This is a genomic window from Armatimonadia bacterium (genome assembly GCA_039679385.1).
Lineage (GTDB): Bacteria > Armatimonadota > Zipacnadia > Zipacnadales > JABUFB01 > JAJFTQ01.
Window position 1 is genome coordinate 1 of sequence record JBDKVB010000120.1, and the last position, 18,146, is coordinate 18,146.

Sequence of the window (18,146 nt, forward strand, 5' to 3'; positions counted from 1 at the left end):
AGCGAGGTGCGCTCTACGGTGGCCTCGCGGGAGTGGTCGTCTTCAGCTTCTGGGCCCTTCTGGGTGCAGAGGTCCTGATGTTCGGCGCCCACTTCGCCCTCGCTTACGAACACGTCTTCGTCCTCCACCGGCCGCCTGAGGAGGACAACAACTTCGCCGGGGTCCGGCCGTCAACTGGACCTGAGGAGCCCGCCGACAGGTTGCCCTGAGGTCCCCTTCCCGCGCAGGGCTCAGGGCGACGCCGAACCTGCTTGCCCCATCGCTGCAACCGGCTGTCACGATACCCAGAAGGGGAGTGCTCGTCCATGACACGCTTGGCTGTTGTCGCCCTGCTCCTGTGCCTGCTGGCTGCAGTGCTGGTACTCCCGGCCTCGGCACAACCCATGCCAAAGAAGCTCATCGAGTATGGTTGGGACGTGCCTGCACCCAGCTTCGTCGCCCAGAACCTCCGCGAAATGGAGAAGCGGCCCTTCGAGGGCCTCATCTTCCGCGTCCCCACGATCGGCTCGGTCTTCGCCAACAGGAAGTGGGATGAGAAGGACCCCAAGATCGCGGCGGAGCTGAAGGCCTGCAGCGAGATCCAGTGGGGCAGGTTCACCGACAACTTCGTCATCATGTACGCTGCCTCGACGATGGACTGGTTCAGCGATGCCGACTGGGAGTGCGTCGAGAACAACGTCCGGCTCTGCGCCAAAGCTGCCCGACTGGCCCGCTGCAAGGGCGTGTGTTTCGATGCCGAGCCCTACGGCAGCAACCCCTGGCTCTACAGCAAGCAGGCCCACGCCGACACCAAGACCTTCGCTGAGTACGCTGCTCAGGCTCGCAAGCGTGGCGCGCAGTTCATGAACCAGATCCAGGCTGAACTGCCAAACGCGGTTGTGCACACCTTCTTCCAGCTCTCGATCCTGTCACGCTACGGCAACGAGCCCGACCTTGCCGAGCGGGACCGTCGACTCGGCGCCGAAGGCTACGGGCTGCTGCCTGCGTTCCTCAATGGGATGCTCGATGTCGCCGGTCCGAACATCACGATCACGGACGGCAACGAGTCCTCCTACTACTACACCGAGCCCCTCCCCTACTACCGAGCCTATCAGACCATCCACCAGACCTGCCTCGGACTGGTCGCGCCGGAGAACCGCGCCAAGTACCGGGCCCAGATGCAGTGCGCCCAGGCGCTGTATGTGGACTACCTCTTCGACTACTGGGGTCGGGGGACACCGGCCAAGTACATGACGCCCGAAGAGCGGGCCAAGTGGTGGGAGCACAACGTGTACTACTCCCTGGCCACCACCGATGAGTATGTATGGTTGTACAGCGAGAAGATGAACTGGTGGCAGGACAAGAACCTTCCGCCGGGGATGGAGCAGGCCATTGTCTCGGCCAAGGACAAGCTGGCAAAGCGCCAGCCGCTCGGGTTCGAGATGACCGACATCATCAAGCAGGCGCGGCAACGTGAGGCCGAGGAACTGCAGAAGCGTCTCGGAGACAAGAGCGCCCAGGTTCGGCGGCTCACTGAGCTGGAAATCCCTGAGATTGATGGGCAACTCGGCGACGCCGCCTGGAAGAGATCGCCGGCACTGGGGCCCTTCATGCCTTACGCAAGCCAGAAGGATGACGCGCTGAAGGCCCAGACCCATGCCTGGGTCGCCTACGACACCAAGATGCTGTACCTGGCTGTGCGCTGCGAAGAGCCCCAGGCGAACCTGCTCAGGCCCGTCGGCGACAAGCGAGACGATGACGTGTGGCTCGGAGACAGCGTCGACGTGTTCCTTACCTCGGGGACCGCCCGCACACCCTTCTTCCATTTTATCCTCAACCCGAAGAACGTGCGCTGGGACGCCCGCAACACCGATGCGGCGAATCAGGACCTGACCTGGAACCCGACCTATGAGACAGCTACCGCGGTCGATGCTACGGGCTGGTCGGCGGAACTGGCTATCCCCTGGTCGGCGCTCGGAGTCACCGACGCGGCGCCCGGCAAGCCGATTCTGGCGAACGTGTGTCGTCAGCGCGTGACCCCGGCGGGCAATGAGTACGGCTCGTGGTCGCGGTGCGTGCAAGGCTTCATTGAGCCCGAGCGTTTCGGAACCTGGGTGCTGCAGTAGGTCTGGAGACACGAGCCGGGGAGGCCGGTTGACTTAGGGCCTGTCTCCCCGCAAGCGCACACCCCGCAAGGAGAACATCATGCCCCTCCGCGTCACCATCTGGAACGAGTTCCGGCACGAGAAAGCAGACCCGCAGATCAGGAAACTGTACCCTCGAGGCATGCACGCAGCGATTGCCAAGTACTTGAAGGCGCAGACCGACTTCAAGGTGAGGACGGCGACACTGGATGAGGAGGAGCACGGTCTGACCGAGAAGGTCCTCGCGGCCACCGACGTGCTGGTCTGGTGGGGACACATGGCCCACCAGGAGGTCCGCGACGAGATTGTGGAGCGCGTCCACCAGCGGGTCCTGGCCGGCATGGGCCTCGTGGTGCTGCACTCCGGGCACTACTCGAAGATCTTCCGTCGGCTCATGGGCACAACGTGCAGCCTCAAGTGGCGTGAGATCGGCGAGAGGGAGCGACTGTGGGTAGTGAGCCCCGGCCACCCCATCGTCGAGGGGATCGGCGAGTGCATCGAGATTCCGCATGCGGAGATGTACGGCGAGCACTTCGACATCCCGGCACCGGACGAGCTGGTACTCGTCAGTTGGTTCGAGGGCGGCGAAGTGTTCCGCAGTGGCTGCTGCTGGAATCGTGGCAAGGGCAAGGTCTTCTACTTCCGCCCCGGACACGAGACCTACCCGATCTACTACCAGGAGGAAGTGCTCAAGGTCATCGCCAACGCTCTCCGTTGGGCAGCGCCAGTGGCAGGTCCGGACTTCCAGCGCGGGAACGTCAAGCCGCTCGAGGACGTCAAGCCACACGGGTAGGCAAGAAGGGCGTGGCACGGGAACCCTCAGCGCGCGAACGGGCGTTCGCTGATTCGTTGCCGCTCTGTTGCGGCCAAGCTCAGATCTTGCTATACTTGGCGCGAGCTTAGGGGAGGACTTTGGGTGCAAGCTTCGCAGCCTCCGCCGATGCAAGAATCGAAGGACCTGCATACATGATCGAACTCCAAGACGTCAGCCTGAGGTACCCCTCGGGTACAGAGGCGCTGACGAAGGTGGACCTCCGCATCGAGCGAGGCGAGTTTTGCTTCGTAGTGGGGGCATCGGGAAGCGGCAAGTCGACGCTTCTGCAACTACTGTACCGCGAGATCGCGCCCACTTCCGGGCGAGTGATTGTCGACGGGCAGGACGTGGCCCAGTTGCCCCCGTCAAAGGTTCCCTTCCTGCGGCGCAAGATGGGCATTGTGTTCCAAGACTACCGGCTGCTTCCCGACATGACGATATGGGAGAACGTCGGCTTCGCTCTTGATGTGCTGGGCGCAACGCGACGCGAGAAACATCGCAAGGTGCCCATCAGCCTTGAGCTGGTTGGGCTGGGCGACAAGATGCAGTCGCGTCCGGGCGAGCTGTCTGGCGGCGAGCAGCAGCGGGTGTGCATCGCCCGCGCCCTGGTCAATGCTCCGCCGGCCTTGCTGTGCGATGAGCCGACCGGAAACCTCGACCCAGACACGTCTCTGGACATCGTCAACTTGCTGGCCCACATCAACGAGACCGGCACCACTATACTGATGGCGACACACGATAAGTTCATCGTAGACCAAATGCAGCGGCGCGTGGTGAACCTGGTGCGTGGCACTGTCGTTCGCGATGCTGCGGCTGGAGGCTACGATGTCTCTTAACACACTGGAGTTCCTGCTGGTGCAGGCCCTCCGAGCCATTCGGCGCAACCCACTGGTGACGGTGGCAGCCATTACGAACGTCGCAGTGGCGCTGACGATTCTGGGCGCCTTCGGGCTGCTCAGTCTGAACCTGACCCACATGGCCGACCTGGAGGCCCAGGCAGCGGTCATCACCTGTGAACTGGCACAGGGCGCAAAGGCCTCCGACGTGGAGACAGCTCTGCTGTCCGACCAGCGGGTGAGGAAGACGAAGTTCCTGAGCAAGACCGAGGCACGCCAGCAACTGGCGGACAAGTACAAGCTCGACATCAACGCCCTTAAACTGATTCCCAACACCTTGCCCAACTCGATCCTGGTATACGTAACGAAGCCGCAAGACATCGACGCCGTCTGCAAGTCCGCCGGAGCGATTCGTGGTGTGGCGCTGGCCCGCTATCCGCAGCAGATCACCTCGAAGCTCTTGACCGTCGCGCATGGTGTCAGACTGGCGGGCCTGGTCGTCGGCGCCTTGCTGGTACTGGCGACGATCACCGTCATCAACACCACGATCCGGCTCACCATCTACGCCCGGCGCCGAGAGATCCGCATCATGCAGTTGGTCGGCGCCACCAAGTGGTTCATCCGTCTGCCCTTCCTCCTGGAAGGGCTGTTCCACGGCATCGTCGGCGGAATCGTCGCTGCCGTGGCGACCATCGCAGGCTACTCGTGGGTGAACGGGTATGTCTCGCAGAACGTCCAGTTCATCAGTCTGCTTGAAAACGCCCAGATGATGGCCCTGTTCGCTGCGGCGACCATTGCCTGTGGCGCGCTGTTCGGAATGGTCGGGAGCATGACAGGCCTGCGCCGTTTCCTGCGCCTGGTTTGAGACCACCCCTGCCCCTGTGGCCTTGGCGACAGTCGGAGCCTTGCCAAAGTGCGGTAGTGACGAAGGGGTCCGGCGAAGCCGGCAGACCTGGAGGGTAAAGCAATGCGTGTGTTACCAACACACCTGACAACCAGAAGGACTGTGGCCCGTTTCCTGCTACTAGTAGGCATCTGCATGATCCCGATGGCGGCCTACAGCCAGGGTCGCGGCGCGCTCCAACAACGGGCTCGTGAGACCCGCAGCAACATCCAGGGCGCTCGCCAGAACCTGGCCACCAAGCAGCGCAAGGCCCGTGCGGCACGCAACGAGTTGGTCGAGTGCCAGGAGCAGTTGGCGGCAGCCGAGTCGCGACTGCGGCGGGCGCGACGTCAGTTGGCGGCTACCGCTCAAGAGCTCGAGAGGACCAAGCTGGAGCTGGAACGGACCAAGAAGCGCCTCGCCTCTCACCAGGCAGCTATGCAGAAGCGCCTGATCGCCATGTTCCGCAGTGAAGAGCCTTCGTACACGGAGGTCGTGCTGCACGCCACAACCTTCGAGGACTTCGCCAACCGCCTGCAGTTCATGCGGTTGGTGGCGCATGGTGACGAGACCATCCTCGTTCAGATCGTCACGGACAAGATGGCAGTTGAGACGCAGGAGAAGGCCCTGGAGCAGCGCCGAAAGGAACAGGAGGCGCTGAAGGCTCGCGTTGCCAGGGAGCGCGCGACGGTGGCCACCAAGACGGTAGAAGCAGCCAGTCTCGCACAGAGGGCCCAGAGCGACGCCGCCGAGGCCGCCCGACAGCTGGACGCGATGGAGGACGAACTCCACAGCGTCGAGGCGATGCTCAAGCGACTCGCCGAACGGCAGCGCGCTACGGTGCGTCCGGGCAGCAGCGGCGGCTCGGCATCCTACGGAAGCTGGAGCGGTAGCTTGGCGCGGCCGGTACCTGGGTATATTTCCAGCGGATATGGTTGGAGAATCCATCCGATCACGCACACCAGGCGATTCCACGACGGCATTGACCTCGCCTGTGGTGGCGGCACGCCTGTACATTCGGCTGCCTCGGGGACGATTCTGGACACCGGGTGGCGCGGTCCCTACGGCCTCACGGTCCTCATCGACCATGGCGGCGGCGTGTCGACCATGTATTGCCACCTTGAGCGTGGTAGCATCGACGTCAGCCCGGGTCAGCACGTCGGACGCGGGCAGACTGTCGCGCGAGTGGACAGCACCGGCTGGAGCACGGGGGATCACTTGCACTGGATGGTTTTCCGGAACGGGTCGCACGTCAATCCGCTATCGATGTAGTATCACCGCCGTACCCCGCCTTCCCACTGGCGATCGAAAGGGTACGGCGTGACGTTGCCGCAAAGCGCTCCCTGGGGAGTGTATCCCGTTGAAGGTAGGATGATCCTGTGAGTAGCCATCGGAAGCTGGGTAGTGGCCTGTTGGTGGGCTTTGCCCTGGTAGTGGCGTTTCTGGCGGGAATGGTTTCGATGCACGAGTTGAGCAACGAGGGCCTGCTCCGTACCGTGGCCCGCATCGTGCAGATCATCCCGGGGGTGCTGCAGATCGAGGAGAACCCGTCGATCCCTGCAGCGACAGACCTGCGGCCTCTGCAGACCTTCTGGGAGGTCCGCGATAAGGTCAAGCGATCCTTCGTATACTCAGTCGATGACGACAGCAAGCTTACCTACGGGGCGATCCGAGGCATGCTGGCCTCGCTCGACGACCCGTGGACGCGGTTCTACACGCCAGAGGAATACCGCGAGTTCCAGGTCGAGACGGAGGGCCACTTCGACGGCATTGGTGCGGTCCTGGAAAGCCGCGAGGTCGGCGGAGACGGCGGCGAACGAGAGGTCTTCATCACCTCCATCATCCCCGAGGGGCCAGCCTCCAAGGTGGACATCCGTCCTGAAGACGTGATCGTCACCGTGGACGGTCTTCCGACCAAGGGCGCTACCTTGCAGGCCGTCGTCAACAAGATCCGTGGCAAGCGTGGCACCACGGTGAAGCTCGGCCTCAAGCGTCAGGGCGTCGACCAGGTTATCGACGTTGACGTCATGCGCGCCGAGATCGCGATCCCGGTCGTTGAGTACCGGATGCTAGACGACAAGATCGGTTACGTCTGGCTCCGCAGCTTCAACAAGCAGGCAGACACCAAGGTGCGTGCGGCCCTGGAGGACCTCAAGAGCCAGGGCATGAAAGGCCTGGTCTTTGACCTGTCCATCAACGGTGGCGGGCTTCTGGACATGGCCATCTCCGTCTCCAGCATGTTCATCGACCACGGCCCCGTGGTGTTCGTGCAGGAGCGCGGACAGCAGCCGGAGCCGCTCAACGCGCTGCGCAACGGACTCGTCGTGCCGAAGGACATACCCGTGGTTGTGCTAACAGACCATGGCAGCGCGAGTGCTTCGGAGATCACAGCGGCATGCCTGCAGGACAGTGGTCGCGCGCTGGTTGTCGGCCAGAACACCTTCGGCAAGTCCAAGGTGCAGACAGTCTGCGAGCTCAATGACCGCTCGGCTCTGGTACTGTCCACCGCGGTCTACCTGACACCGAAGAAGCGCGACATCAGCCAGGACTACGAGGAAGGCAAGCGCGGCGTCAAGCCGGACAAGTACCTGCCCGACCCCGACCCCAATGCCCGGATCAAGTATGACGATTGGCACAAGCAGCAGATCGACCAGGCTGTGAAGGTGCTTGAGGAGCAGAGTAAGAAGGGCGGGTAGGTATCCGGGGCAACCGACCACCCGTGGCGAGGATAGGACGCCAGACATGAGGTCTGCGAGCGGTTGCCCGGGGCCCAGGTCTGGCGTCTTTGTCTGTGACGATGGGCCTTCCCGACACCCGGCATACGGTCGGGCGAGGGTCAGTCTGCCCGCAGGTCAGCAAGCCCCAAGAGGAGGAAGACAGTGAGCTACCAGGCGCCGCTTTCGCGACGTGATCCCGAACTCGACAAACTCTACGACGCCGCGTCCTTCTACCGTGCCTGCTGCCTGGTGCTCGTGTGCGTGGTGGTGGTTGAGACCGGATTCCTGATCTGGCACTCAAGTCACAACCGTTTCGCGCGCGCGATCCGCATCAATGATCAGGTCGTGTGCTTCGTCCGCAACGAGCGCACGGCAGAGGTCGTGCGGAACCGACTTCTGGACGAGCAGAAGGGCAAGCTCCCCGGCCAGGGCTTCATCGAGCAGAAATGGGAGAGCCTGAACTGGCCGCTTGCCGAGGGATCGAAGGTTCTGCCCGTTGAGGAGGCCGTCAAGGTCCTCAAGCCGAGGGTGACGGTGAAGGTTGCCGCTGCAGCTATCCGTCTCGGGCAACGCGATCTAGTCGTTCTCCCCGACAAGCAGACAGCCCAGATGGCTGTGGACTTGCTGAAGCAGCAGTACTCGGGCGGATCCGGCAAGCTCATCAAGGTTGAGCTGCTGCAGAAGGACGTTGTGATCGCGGACGTCAAGGCGCCGCCCAAGTCGGTTGCCACGGACGTCCACGAAGCGGTCAAGCAACTGGGGGCTCCTGCCGATAGCACCGAGGACTACGCTGTCCAGCCGGGCGACTCCTGGCGCAAGATTGCGGGCGCACACAAGACGACCATCTCGAAGCTCCGAGCGCTGAACCCGAACTACGGCAGCACCCTCCACCGCAAGGACGTCATCAAGGTACCGGGTCCCAGTGGTGTGCTGACGGTTGTCACAGAGAAGGAGGAGACCCGGGAGGAGGCCGTCAACGCCCCGGAAGAACGTGTGCCGACCGAGACTCTGACCAAGGGCGTCACACGAGTGACAATCCAGGGCACCCCCGGCAAGAAGCTGATCACCGAGCACGTTATCTACCACAATGGTCAGGCCGTCTCGCGCCAACAGACCGGCAGCGTGGTCATGCAACAGGCTGTTCCGCGCCGGGTGATGGTCGGGACCGGTTAGGCCCCCAGAGACGCGGAACAAAGGGATTCGAGGGTTCATGTCGAACCCTCTCATGAGCCTGAAGGTGCAAAGGTCGGACTCGTGCCTTGTTGGCCTGGTAAGCAGCAAACTCGTGCACACCCCCCATCGTGAGAGTGATGCGCATGGCAAAGAGCAAGACGCGTTGTGTCGGCATACTGACGGCAGGCGGAGACTGTCCCGGTCTCAATGCGGCAATTCGTGGGGTTGGCAAAGCCGCCACCGAGTACGGCATCGAGATCGTGGGCATCTTCGACGGGTTCCGTGGCCTGGTGGAGAACCGTGCCCGGCTCCTCGGACGCGGGGATTTCTCCGGCATCCTGGCCACCGGAGGAACCATGTTGGGGACCAGTCGTGACAAGCCGAACTCCTTCCGGATGGCCTCCGGTCAAGTCGTGGACATGACCGCGGCGGCCATCGAGAACTACCATCGTCTCCACTTGGACTGCCTGGTCTGCCTGGGCGGGAACGGCACACAGCGGACCGCATACAAGCTCGCAAAGGAGGGCGGCATCAACGTCCTCACCCTCCCGAAGACGATCGACAACGATGTTGTGGAGACCGACGTTACCTTTGGCTACGACACCGCTCTGACCATCGCCACGGAAGCCATCGACCGGCTCCACAGCACGGCAGAGAGCCACCACCGGCTGATGGTCGTGCAGATCATGGGCAACCGCAGCGGGTGGCTGGCACTGGGAGCCGGTGTGGCCGGCGGCGCCGACGTCATCCTCATCCCTGAGATACCCTACGACATCAACGCCATTTCCGAGGCAGTGATCGCCCGCGACCGTGGCGGGAAGCGCTTCAGCATCGTCGCCGTCGCCGAAGGGGCGATCCCCGAGGAGCCGGAGGAGAAGAAGGGCCAGAAGAAGCGGGCCAAGGACAAGTCCGAGCGCGCCCAGAGCCTGCCGAGCGTTCACGACAGCCCGGAGGCAGCCTACACGGCGGAACGAATCGCTCACGAACTCCAGGAGCGCAGTGGCCTGGAGGCCCGGGTCACGGTTCTGGGCCATGTTCAGCGTGGCGGGCCCCCGACCGCTCGGGACAGGCTACTGGCGACCGAACTCGGCGCGAAGGCTGCTGAGCTGCTGGCGGAGGGCACCTACGGGGTCATGGTTGCTGTTCAGGGCTCCGGCTGCGGCCCCGTTCCGCTGGAGAAGGTGGCCGGTGAGCGACGCTGCATCCCGGCGGCCCATCCCCTGATCCTGTCGGCACGCAGTATCGGCACCTGCCTGGGAGACCGTTGGCCGAAGTAGCGGGCCGGCCTCCGCCGGGCTGCACAAACCCAGGAACACAGAGAACGCAACGCCCTCTGCCAGACCCTCGTGGACCCGGCAGAGGGCGTCTTCGTTTCTGCCTGTCCCCCACACTGCGCGATCGTCTCTGGCCGAACACAGGATCAACTGCGGTGAGGAGGTCCCGCGACCTGAGGGGCGAAGAACGATGCCTGTGACGTCCGGTTTGCGCCGGTACCATCCCACTAACCCGCGCCGGCCCTTCACTGCGCCGGCGACAAGGGAGCGTTTGACATGAAGGTCGGGATCAGTTGCCTCATCACCCCCGCCGAATGGAGCTTCGACGAGCTGCTCAGCAAGACCAAGCAGGCCGGCTACGAGGCGCTGGAGCTGAGCATCCGTGACCAGGGCGAGATCACCCTCGACACCCCTGAGGCGAAGCTGCAGGAGCTGGCGAAGCGGGCTGCGGATGCCGGAATGGCCCTGTCTTCGGTCTGCCCGTCTTTCCGCAGTCTACCGCGAGACTTCGTCACCAACGACGATGCCGTGCGCCAGCAGAGCCTCGACGCTACCCGCAAGGCTCTCGACGTCGTGAAGGCTCTGGGCATTGACACCATGCTCCTGACCCTCGGCGGGATGCCGCCCGAGCTGTACTACAACGAGGCCTACGCCAATGCCGTGCAGTCCATGCAGCGGCTCGCCCCCTATGCGGAGGAACTGGGCATCAACGTTGCCATCGAGTTCGTCTGGACCCGCTTCCTCATCAGCCCACTCGAGTTCGCCCACTTCTGCGAAGAGGTCGCCAGCCCTCGCATCGGCTTCTACTTCGACAGCGGCAACATGATGCTCTTCGGTTTCCCCGAGCACTGGGTCCGCATCTGCGCCAAGCATCTGATGAAGGTCCACCTGAAGGACTTCAAGCGCCAGGGCTATGAGTGGACGCCGCTGATGGAGGGCGACGTGAACTTCGCAGCCGTCATGGCCGAACTGCGCAAGATGGGCTACGACGATGCACTGCTGTCCGAGGTCGGCACGGGCACGGCTTCCTTCGAGGACACCGCCGCCGCCATCCGCAAGATCATGGTCCTGTAACCAGGGATCGCGGTCTGCCGTCAGAGGTGAGAGGATGAGACTCGGAGGACGAGTGTTCCACGATTGCTCGACACCGGAAGCGTGGGTGGCGGGCTTGCGGAAGCACGGCTACAGCGCCGCCTACTGCCCCGTTGATGCATCCGCCTCTGACGACGTGGTGCAGGCCTATGCCGAGGCAGCGGCCTCGGCCGACATCGTGATTGCAGAGGTCGGTGCCTGGAGCAATCCCATCAGCCCAGACGAGGCGACGCGCAAGGCAGCACTGGACAAGAACATCCAGGCCCTGGCCCTGGCAGACAGCATCGGCGCCCTGTGCTGCGTGAACATCAGTGGCGCCCGCTGCGAGCAGTGGGATGGCCCGCACCCTGACAATCTCACTGAGGCGACCTTCGAACTGGTCGTCGAGACCGTGCGCAGGATCATCGATGCGGTCAAGCCCACGCGTGCCTTCTACACGCTGGAGACCATGCCGTGGGCTTTCCCGGATTCGGCGGACAGCTACCTACGGTTGATCAAGGCCATCGAGCGGGATCACTTCGCGGTGCATCTGGACCCGGTGAACCTCATCAGCAGCCCTCACCGGTACTTCGCCAACGCCGAGTTTCTGCGGGAGTGCTTTGCGAAGCTCAGGCCGTGGATCAAGAGCTGCCACGCCAAGGACATCCACCTGTCGGGCAAGCTCACGGTCCACCTGGAGGAGACGCGGCCCGGTCTGGGTGCGCTGGACTATGGCACCTACCTGCGTGAACTGGGCCGACTGGCCCCGGACACACCACTGATGATCGAGCACCTGAGCGCTGAGGAGGACTTCGCTGCGGCTGCTGAGCATATCCGCACCGTGGCGGCCCAAGAGGGCGTCGAGATCCGCTAGTGCGGCTGTCACCCAGGCCGAGCAAGCGTCGCTCGGAGCTGTCGGCACCTTCGGGAGGGTTCACATGGCCAGGAAGCCCAACATCCTGCTCCTGTTCACGGATCAGCAGCGCTGGGACACGATCCATGCCCTGGGCAATCCGTACATCCAGACGCCCTTCCTGGATCGTCTCGTGGCTGAGGGCACGAGCTTCACCTCGGCCTACACTCCCTCACCGGTGTGCGTCGCGGCGCGCTGTAGCCTGGTCCTGAGCCAGTGGGCGCACCAGACCGGATGCACGGCGAACACGCCGATGCCGCAGGACCGCACCTCCATGATGGAGCTGCTGCAGGGCGAGGGGTACCAGACGCACGGCGTCGGCAAGATGCACTTCGTACCGGATGCCCGCAAGCTGTGGGGCTTCGATAGCCGGGTGTTCAGTGAAGAGGGTGGGATGCGGGAGAACGACGACTTCTGCGATACCCTCCGGTCAAACGGCTACGAATACCTCCTCGACCCCAACGGCGTCCGCAGTGAGTGGTACTACGTCCCGCAGCCGTCGCAGCTCCCGGCACGGTTGCACCACAGCACCTTCGTCGCGGACCGGTCGATCCAGTTCCTACAGGGTCGTGATCGCTCCCGGCCCTTCCTGCTGTGGAGCAGCTTCGTGAAGCCTCATCCGCCCTTCGAGTCACCCGTTCCGTGGAACCGTCTGTACAAGCCCGTCGAGATGCCCTTCCCCTACATGCCGCGCGAGTACGAGGACCTGCAGACCTACTGGAACCGCGTGCAGAACCGGTACAAGTACCGTGACCAGGGCTTCGACGGGAACCTGGTGCGACTGACCAAGTGTGCGTACTACGCGGCCATCTCCTTCGTGGACTACAACGCCGGTCGCATCCTTCAAGCACTTGAGGACCAGGGAGAGCTGGACAACACCCTCGTGCTGTTCACCTCGGACCATGGGGAGCTGCTGGGAGACTACGGAAGCTGGGGCAAGCGCTCGATGGTGGACTCCGCCGCCCGGGTGCCGCTGCTGGTGAGGTACCCGGAGAGGTTCGGCGCTGGTCTGCGCTGTGAGGCTCCTGCAAGTCTAGTGGACGTGGCACCGACCTTCCTGCAGGCGGCCGGAATCAAGCCCGGAGGGCAGCACTCGGGGGTCGATCTGGCTGACCTCGCTGCCGGTCGTTCTGAGCGAGAGGTAGTGCTGAGCCAGTACTCGGAGAACCAAACCGGGCTGTACGCGCTCATTGGGCGCGAGTACAAGTACGTCTACTCCGCAGCGGATCGCAAGGAGTGGCTGTTCCGACGCGCAGAGGGGCAGCCGGAGGAGCACAGTCTCGCCGGCAACCCGGCCTATGAGGCTGTCCTCAAAGACCTCCGGAGCCGCTTGGTCGCCCGGTTCCGAGCCGATGGCTACGAGGCTCCGCTGGAAGGCGAGGGCTGGAAGAGCTTCCCGCAGCCATCCATCTCCTCGACACCTGACGCAGCGCAGCTTTTCCAGGAGGGCGGTCGCGTAGACCACCTCTTTCCGGCAGGTTACGAGCCGCGCTGCAAGCCACAGGGAGGGCTGCCGATCAAAGGCGTGTAGCCCGTAAGGCAGTCTGAGGCCAAGCTCTTTCGGGGTGTCCTCGAAGTCACGAGGGCACTCCGCTTTGGTTCTGGGTGGACCTTCTCCCCAAAGCATCTTGTGGCGGTTGACTCAAGTCAAAGACCCTCGTGCCTTGCCCGGGTACACTCAGGGCACAGTTGAGAAGTGAGGCACAAGGAGGCGGGCACGATGGAAACCACGGTCACCCGGAGCATCATCCGAATCGACGAGGAGAAATGCAACGGCTGCGGGCTCTGCGTGAACGCATGTCATGAGGGCGCGCTGCAGCTGGTAGACGGCAAGGCGAAGCTGGTGCGCGAGGACTACTGCGACGGTCTGGGCGCCTGCATCGGTGAGTGCCCGCAAGGAGCACTGGTTGTCGAGCAGCGTGAGGCACCCGCTTTCGATGAGGCGGCTGTCGAGACGCACCTGCAGCAGTCTCGCGAACCGGCCCCGGCGGTCTGCCCTTCGATGGCCGCGAGGTTTGCGGCGCCCTGTGGCTGCCCTTCGACACAGGCTCGCAAGCTGGAGGGTGGAGCACAGACTGGCCCGGCTGTCGCCCAGCCGTCCGCTCTGAGGAACTGGCCGACGCAGTTGGCCCTGGTCCCGGTTCAGGCGGGGTATCTTCAGGAAGCCGACCTGCTGCTGAGCGCCGACTGCGCAGCCTTCGCCTACGGGGCCTTCCATCAATACCTGCTGCCCGGCAAGATGTTGCTGCAAGCCTGTCCGAAGCTCGATGATGCGGCCCTCTACCGCCAGAAGCTCGCGGCGATCTTCGCGGCGAACGATCTGCACAGTCTGACGATAGCCCGCATGGAGGTCCCCTGCTGCGGCGGTCTGGTGGCGATCGTGCGCGATGCCCTGGCGGCCAGCGGCAAGGACCTTCCCACTCAGGTGGTAACGATCGGCATTAACGGCGGTATCCTGGCAACAGAGGAACTATAGAGGAGTGAACCGACATGGCACACGAATGCACAGGTTGCGGCGGCTGCGGGATGACGACGGGCGTTGCCTCGCACTTCCCGGTGGCCGAGATGGTGCAGTATCAAGACGACACGATCGTGAGCCGCACGATCTCCGACTCGGAGGCCGGGTCACTGACGCTGTTCGCCTTCGCTGAGGGCCAGCGGCTGAGCACCCATTCGGCGCCCTACGAGGCGATTGTGCAGGTGATCGACGGCGAAGCGGTGATCACGGTGGCCGGCACTCCCTACCGTGTGAAGACTGGTGACATGATCGTGATGCCGGCCGACGCGCCTCACTCCGTCGATGCGGTGAAGCCCTTCAAGATGATCCTGACGATGTTCACCGCCTGACCTGCCCAAGGCCGAGAGGTTAGCCAGGGACGGAGTCAACAGACTCCGTCCCTTTCCTTTGGGGCAGGGACTTGGCATGACTGTCGGGAATAGCCTTGCCGACGAAGTCACCAAGAGTCAGGAGTGAAGCCATGGCATCCCTTCCCACTTGCGGCGTCGGTATCGCCGGTTTCGGATTCATCGGCAAGGTCCACGCCTACGGCTACCTCAACATCCCCCTGTTCTATGACCCGGCACCGGTTCGCCCCAGGCTGGTGGGCGTGTGTACCAGCCGCGCCGAGACCGCTCAGAAGGCGGCAGAACAGGGAGGCTTCGAGTTCGGAACGACACGCTTCGAGGACCTTCTCGAGCGCGAGGACATCCGGGTCATTAGCATCTGCTCCCCCAACCAGGCTCACAAGGAGCAGGTCGTCGCGGCCCTGGAAGCGGGCAAGCACGTCTACTGTGACAAGCCGCTGACTACCGATGCAGAGTCGGCTCGGGAGATCGCGGCAGCGGCCGCACGTCACCCGGAGCTCACCCACGGCATGGCCTTCCACATGCGGCAGATTCCGGCAGTCCTGCGGGCTCGTGAGTTGATCGCTGAGGGCTTCGTCGGCCGGGTGTACCACTTCCGCGCTGCCTACTACCACGCAGGCTACACCGATCCGAACCGTCCCATCTCCTGGCGCCTGACCTCCGAGGCCGGCGGCGGCGCGCTGTCCGATCTTGGCAGCCACGTGGTTGACCTGATGCGCTACCTTCTGGGCGACTACGGGTCCGTTCGGGCGACCACCCAGACCTTCATCACCGAGCGGCCGGCCGCAGCGGGGTCGACGGACAAGGTGCCGGTGAAGGTCGACGACTACGTGTGCCTGCAGGCACGGATGTGCTGCGGTGCGCTGGGGTTCGTCGAGGCTTCACGCTTCGCAACTGGGACGCACGACGGCATGAGCTTCGAGATCTTCGGCGAGCGAGGCGCCCTGCGGTTCAACATGATGGACCCGAACTACCTGTATGCCTATGACGCCACCGTGCCTGAGGGTGACCTGGGCGGACGTCGGGGCTGGACGCAGATCGAGTCGGTGCAGCGCTATCCCAAGCCCAGCGTTCTGCCATCGCCGAAGCTGCCGATCGGGTGGATGCGATTCCACCTGCATTCGCAGTTCGACTTCCTGCAAGCAATAGCGCAAGGTCGTCTGGGCACGACCACGCTGGAGGACGGTGTCAGGACGCAACTGGTCGACGATGCGGTCCGTCGATCGGCGCAGAGCGGAGCCTGGGAACCTGTCGAGTAGACTGGAGATAGTGGTGGAATCAGACGGCCCCGCTTCAGGCGGGGCCGTCTCTGCGTCTTGGGAGAAGGCAGCTAGTTTCGGTCATACCACTTGTCGCGCGGGTTCTGGGAGTAGAAAAAGCTGTCTGTCTTCATCCACTTCACGTGACCGTCCACGAAGCCGATATTGGCGCCACCGTTGTGCAGGCCACGTGGGCGCTGGTGGTCGTCGCCCAGGGAGTCGTCGGGGGCGCCCGCAACCGGCTTCTCGTCCTCGTCATTGGCCGGCTTCAGCGGCGGGTTCCCATAGTTGTTCGGCGGGTCGGTGCGACCGTGGTAGCTGTTTGCGGCTCGGCGTGAATGCTTGACGTCACAGAGCATGACGGTCTCGGAAGGAGACAGGAAGGACGCGAGAGACTGTCGCTCCAGGTAGTCGAGGTTGTAGCCGTAGGAGCTGTAGCCCGTGCTGGGGCACACGTGGACTTGCTGGTTCTTTATGTAGGGTTGCAGGAAGTGAGTGCGCCAGTTCAGGCTCCCTGCAGAGCAGTTGTACCATCGGATCACCATGCGCTCGTCGTAGTCCTGAGCATACATGAGCATCGCCAGGCTGAGCTGCTTGAGGTTGCTCGTGCAGGAGGACTGTCTTGCCTTCTCGCGAGCCCGGGCGAAGACCGGGAACAGGATCGCCGCCAGGATCGCGATGACGGCAATCACGACGAGAAGCTCGATCAAGGTAAACCCATGCCGCTTCATCTGACTGCCTCCCATCGGTTGTCAGTGTGCGCGACGAACGCCCTACCTGGGAACAGGTATGGCTCACTTATTCAAGGCACAACTGAGACTTCCTGCCCTCTTCTCGCCCGTTCTTTCACCAAAGCAAGCGATACAGACAGCGTCGTTCAGATTGCCTTCTCGCCCGGCTGGCCGGAGACACCAGGCTTGTCGTAGCGGGGAGAGGACGATACCATTAGGGTTCTCTGGAACCATGTGCCACAGTTCGCCGGGTATCCCGGTTGTTGGGTGAGAGCGATGAGCGACGGAAGGCCTTTTGTTAGCCGTGCCGGGGTAAAGCTGGCTCACGCCCTGGATGCCTTCGGGGTGGTACCCGAGGGATGGGTGTGCGCCGATCTTGGATGCCATGCCGGCGGATTCACCGACTGCCTGCTCCAGCGAGGTGCCGCCAGAGTCTACTCGGTGGACACGAGCCACAACATCCTTGACTGGAACCTGCGGACCGACCCGCGCGTGGTAGTGAGGGAGCGGACGAACGCTCTTCACGTGGAGCTGCCGGAGCCGGTAGACCTGGTCACCTGCGATGTTGGCTGGACGCCGCAGCGTCTGATCCTGCCCCACGCCCTCACCTTGCTCAAGCCCGGCGGCGTGATCATCAGTCTGCTGAAGCCACACTACGAGGCCGAACGCTTCGAGCGAAGCCGGGGGAAGGTGAAGCAGGAGATGGTACAGGGCGTGGTCGACCGGGTGATAGCGGGTCTAGGCGAGTTGGGCATCCAGGTCCGGGAAGTGGTGCCGTCACCGATCCTTGGCCGCAAAGGGGGGAACCAGGAGTTCCTTCTCTTGTTGTAGAGTGGTCTGCCGCAGGGCTCCCGGGGGTCTGCGACAGCCCGGACTCCCGGCAGGGCTATTGATGATGTGTGTCTTGACACCTGGCCATGAAATATGGTATATGTGCTCTGTATTTACTAAAGTTTTACTCAACGAGCCTTTCGGGGGAAAGCTCAAACGCCGGTAGAGGTGTCGCTCGGGAGCTATCCATGGTGAACCAGATACTGGTCGTTGAGGACAACCGCGACATGCGCACCTTCTGCGAGCTACTACTGAGCTCAGAAGGCTATGGAGTGGCCACAGCGGAAGACGGCATCCAGGCGATCCAGTCTGTACGTCACGAACGCCCCGATCTCATCCTTCTGGACCTCTGCTTGCCCCACATGTCGGGCTGGGAGGTCATGAAGGGACTGCAGACAGTGGCGGCGCAGGCCGAGATCCCCGTCGTGATCATGTCGGCCCTCTCCTCCACCGATTTCGGACCTGCAGCTTGGGCCATGGGCTGCACCATGTACCTGCAGAAGCCCTTCGACGCCGACGATCTCCTTCTCGTCGTGAACCGGCTGCTTCGTCCCCGCGGCCGATGCGCCACAGCCTAGGCCCCGCCGCAGAGACCAGCCTTTGTCCTACTCCCCGGGGCGCCTGCGTCCCAGACTCTCACGCTGCCCCCATGTAGC

Annotated in this window: 17 protein-coding genes and 1 pseudogene; 17 read left to right on the plus strand and 1 reads right to left on the minus strand. The window is 63.4% G+C overall.

The annotated features are described in order from the left end of the window. The 15 genes and pseudogenes from ABFE16_13360 to ABFE16_13430 form a co-directional block, all read left to right on the plus strand. Positions 1 to 209 (plus strand): hypothetical protein (locus ABFE16_13360; protein ID MEN6346282.1); only part of this gene is annotated, 209 nt, incomplete at its 5' end. Positions 210 to 305: 96 nt separating this feature from the next. Next, positions 306 to 2,105: a sugar-binding protein gene (locus tag ABFE16_13365; protein MEN6346283.1), complete on the plus strand. Its 1,800-nt coding sequence runs from the start codon at positions 306 to 308 to the stop codon at positions 2,103 to 2,105. Positions 2,106 to 2,184: 79 nt separating this feature from the next. After that, positions 2,185 to 2,916: a ThuA domain-containing protein gene (locus tag ABFE16_13370; protein MEN6346284.1), complete on the plus strand. Its 732-nt coding sequence runs from the start codon at positions 2,185 to 2,187 to the stop codon at positions 2,914 to 2,916. A 173-nt stretch (positions 2,917 to 3,089) separates the two neighbouring features. Beyond that, positions 3,090 to 3,773 (plus strand): cell division ATP-binding protein FtsE, encoded by a 684-nt coding sequence (gene ftsE / locus ABFE16_13375; GenBank protein MEN6346285.1) that lies wholly within the window; start codon positions 3,090 to 3,092, stop codon positions 3,771 to 3,773. After that, positions 3,763 to 4,638 carry a permease-like cell division protein FtsX gene (gene ftsX, locus ABFE16_13380; protein MEN6346286.1) on the plus strand — a complete coding sequence of 292 codons (876 nt, stop codon included), beginning with the start codon at positions 3,763 to 3,765 and terminating at the stop codon, positions 4,636 to 4,638. The genes ftsE and ftsX overlap by 11 nt, the downstream gene beginning before the upstream one ends. A 102-nt stretch (positions 4,639 to 4,740) precedes the next feature. Then, entirely contained in the window at positions 4,741 to 5,928 is a 1,188-nt protein-coding gene (locus ABFE16_13385) for a peptidoglycan DD-metalloendopeptidase family protein (protein ID MEN6346287.1), read from the plus strand. Between the two features lie 107 nt (positions 5,929 to 6,035). Beyond that, positions 6,036 to 7,352, plus strand: coding sequence for a S41 family peptidase (locus tag ABFE16_13390; protein ID MEN6346288.1), 1,317 nt, complete (start codon positions 6,036 to 6,038; stop codon positions 7,350 to 7,352). A gap of 183 nt (positions 7,353 to 7,535) precedes the next feature. Continuing rightward, positions 7,536 to 8,546, plus strand: a complete 1,011-nt coding sequence (locus ABFE16_13395; protein MEN6346289.1) for a G5 domain-containing protein — start codon at positions 7,536 to 7,538, stop codon at positions 8,544 to 8,546. A gap of 37 nt (positions 8,547 to 8,583) precedes the next feature. After that, positions 8,584 to 9,823, plus strand: a pseudogene (locus ABFE16_13400) (ATP-dependent 6-phosphofructokinase). Positions 9,824 to 10,096: 273 nt separating this feature from the next. Continuing rightward, positions 10,097 to 10,894 carry a sugar phosphate isomerase/epimerase family protein gene (locus tag ABFE16_13405; GenBank protein MEN6346290.1) on the plus strand — a complete coding sequence of 266 codons (798 nt, stop codon included), beginning with the start codon at positions 10,097 to 10,099 and terminating at the stop codon, positions 10,892 to 10,894. Between the two features lie 34 nt (positions 10,895 to 10,928). Further along, complete coding sequence (locus tag ABFE16_13410; GenBank protein ID MEN6346291.1) at positions 10,929 to 11,765, plus strand: TIM barrel protein; 837 nt, start codon at positions 10,929 to 10,931, stop codon at positions 11,763 to 11,765. A 64-nt stretch (positions 11,766 to 11,829) separates the two neighbouring features. Continuing rightward, on the plus strand, positions 11,830 to 13,335 hold the full coding sequence (locus ABFE16_13415; GenBank protein MEN6346292.1) for a sulfatase-like hydrolase/transferase: 1,506 nt from the start codon (positions 11,830 to 11,832) through the stop codon (positions 13,333 to 13,335). A 189-nt stretch (positions 13,336 to 13,524) separates the two neighbouring features. Beyond that, positions 13,525 to 14,280 carry a 4Fe-4S binding protein gene (locus tag ABFE16_13420; protein MEN6346293.1) on the plus strand — a complete coding sequence of 252 codons (756 nt, stop codon included), beginning with the start codon at positions 13,525 to 13,527 and terminating at the stop codon, positions 14,278 to 14,280. 14 nt (positions 14,281 to 14,294) lie between these two features. Next, the gene (locus ABFE16_13425) at positions 14,295 to 14,651 is read left to right on the plus strand and encodes a cupin domain-containing protein (protein MEN6346294.1); all 357 of its coding nucleotides are present in this window, start codon (positions 14,295 to 14,297) and stop codon (positions 14,649 to 14,651) included. A gap of 131 nt (positions 14,652 to 14,782) precedes the next feature. Continuing rightward, entirely contained in the window at positions 14,783 to 15,928 is a 1,146-nt protein-coding gene (locus ABFE16_13430; GenBank protein MEN6346295.1) for a Gfo/Idh/MocA family oxidoreductase, read from the plus strand. Positions 15,929 to 15,999: 71 nt separating this feature from the next. Here ABFE16_13430 and ABFE16_13435 read toward each other — a convergent pair whose 3' ends face one another. Further along, positions 16,000 to 16,659 (minus strand): DUF1559 domain-containing protein, encoded by a 660-nt coding sequence (locus tag ABFE16_13435; GenBank protein MEN6346296.1) that lies wholly within the window; start codon positions 16,657 to 16,659, stop codon positions 16,000 to 16,002. A 276-nt stretch (positions 16,660 to 16,935) separates the two neighbouring features. Here ABFE16_13435 and ABFE16_13440 point away from each other — a divergent pair, with 276 nt between their 5' ends. After that, positions 16,936 to 17,490: an SAM-dependent methyltransferase gene (locus ABFE16_13440; GenBank protein ID MEN6346297.1), complete on the plus strand. Its 555-nt coding sequence runs from the start codon at positions 16,936 to 16,938 to the stop codon at positions 17,488 to 17,490. Between the two features lie 188 nt (positions 17,491 to 17,678). Further along, complete coding sequence (locus ABFE16_13445) at positions 17,679 to 18,068, plus strand: response regulator (protein ID MEN6346298.1); 390 nt, start codon at positions 17,679 to 17,681, stop codon at positions 18,066 to 18,068. Positions 18,069 to 18,146: the final 78 nt, after the last annotated feature.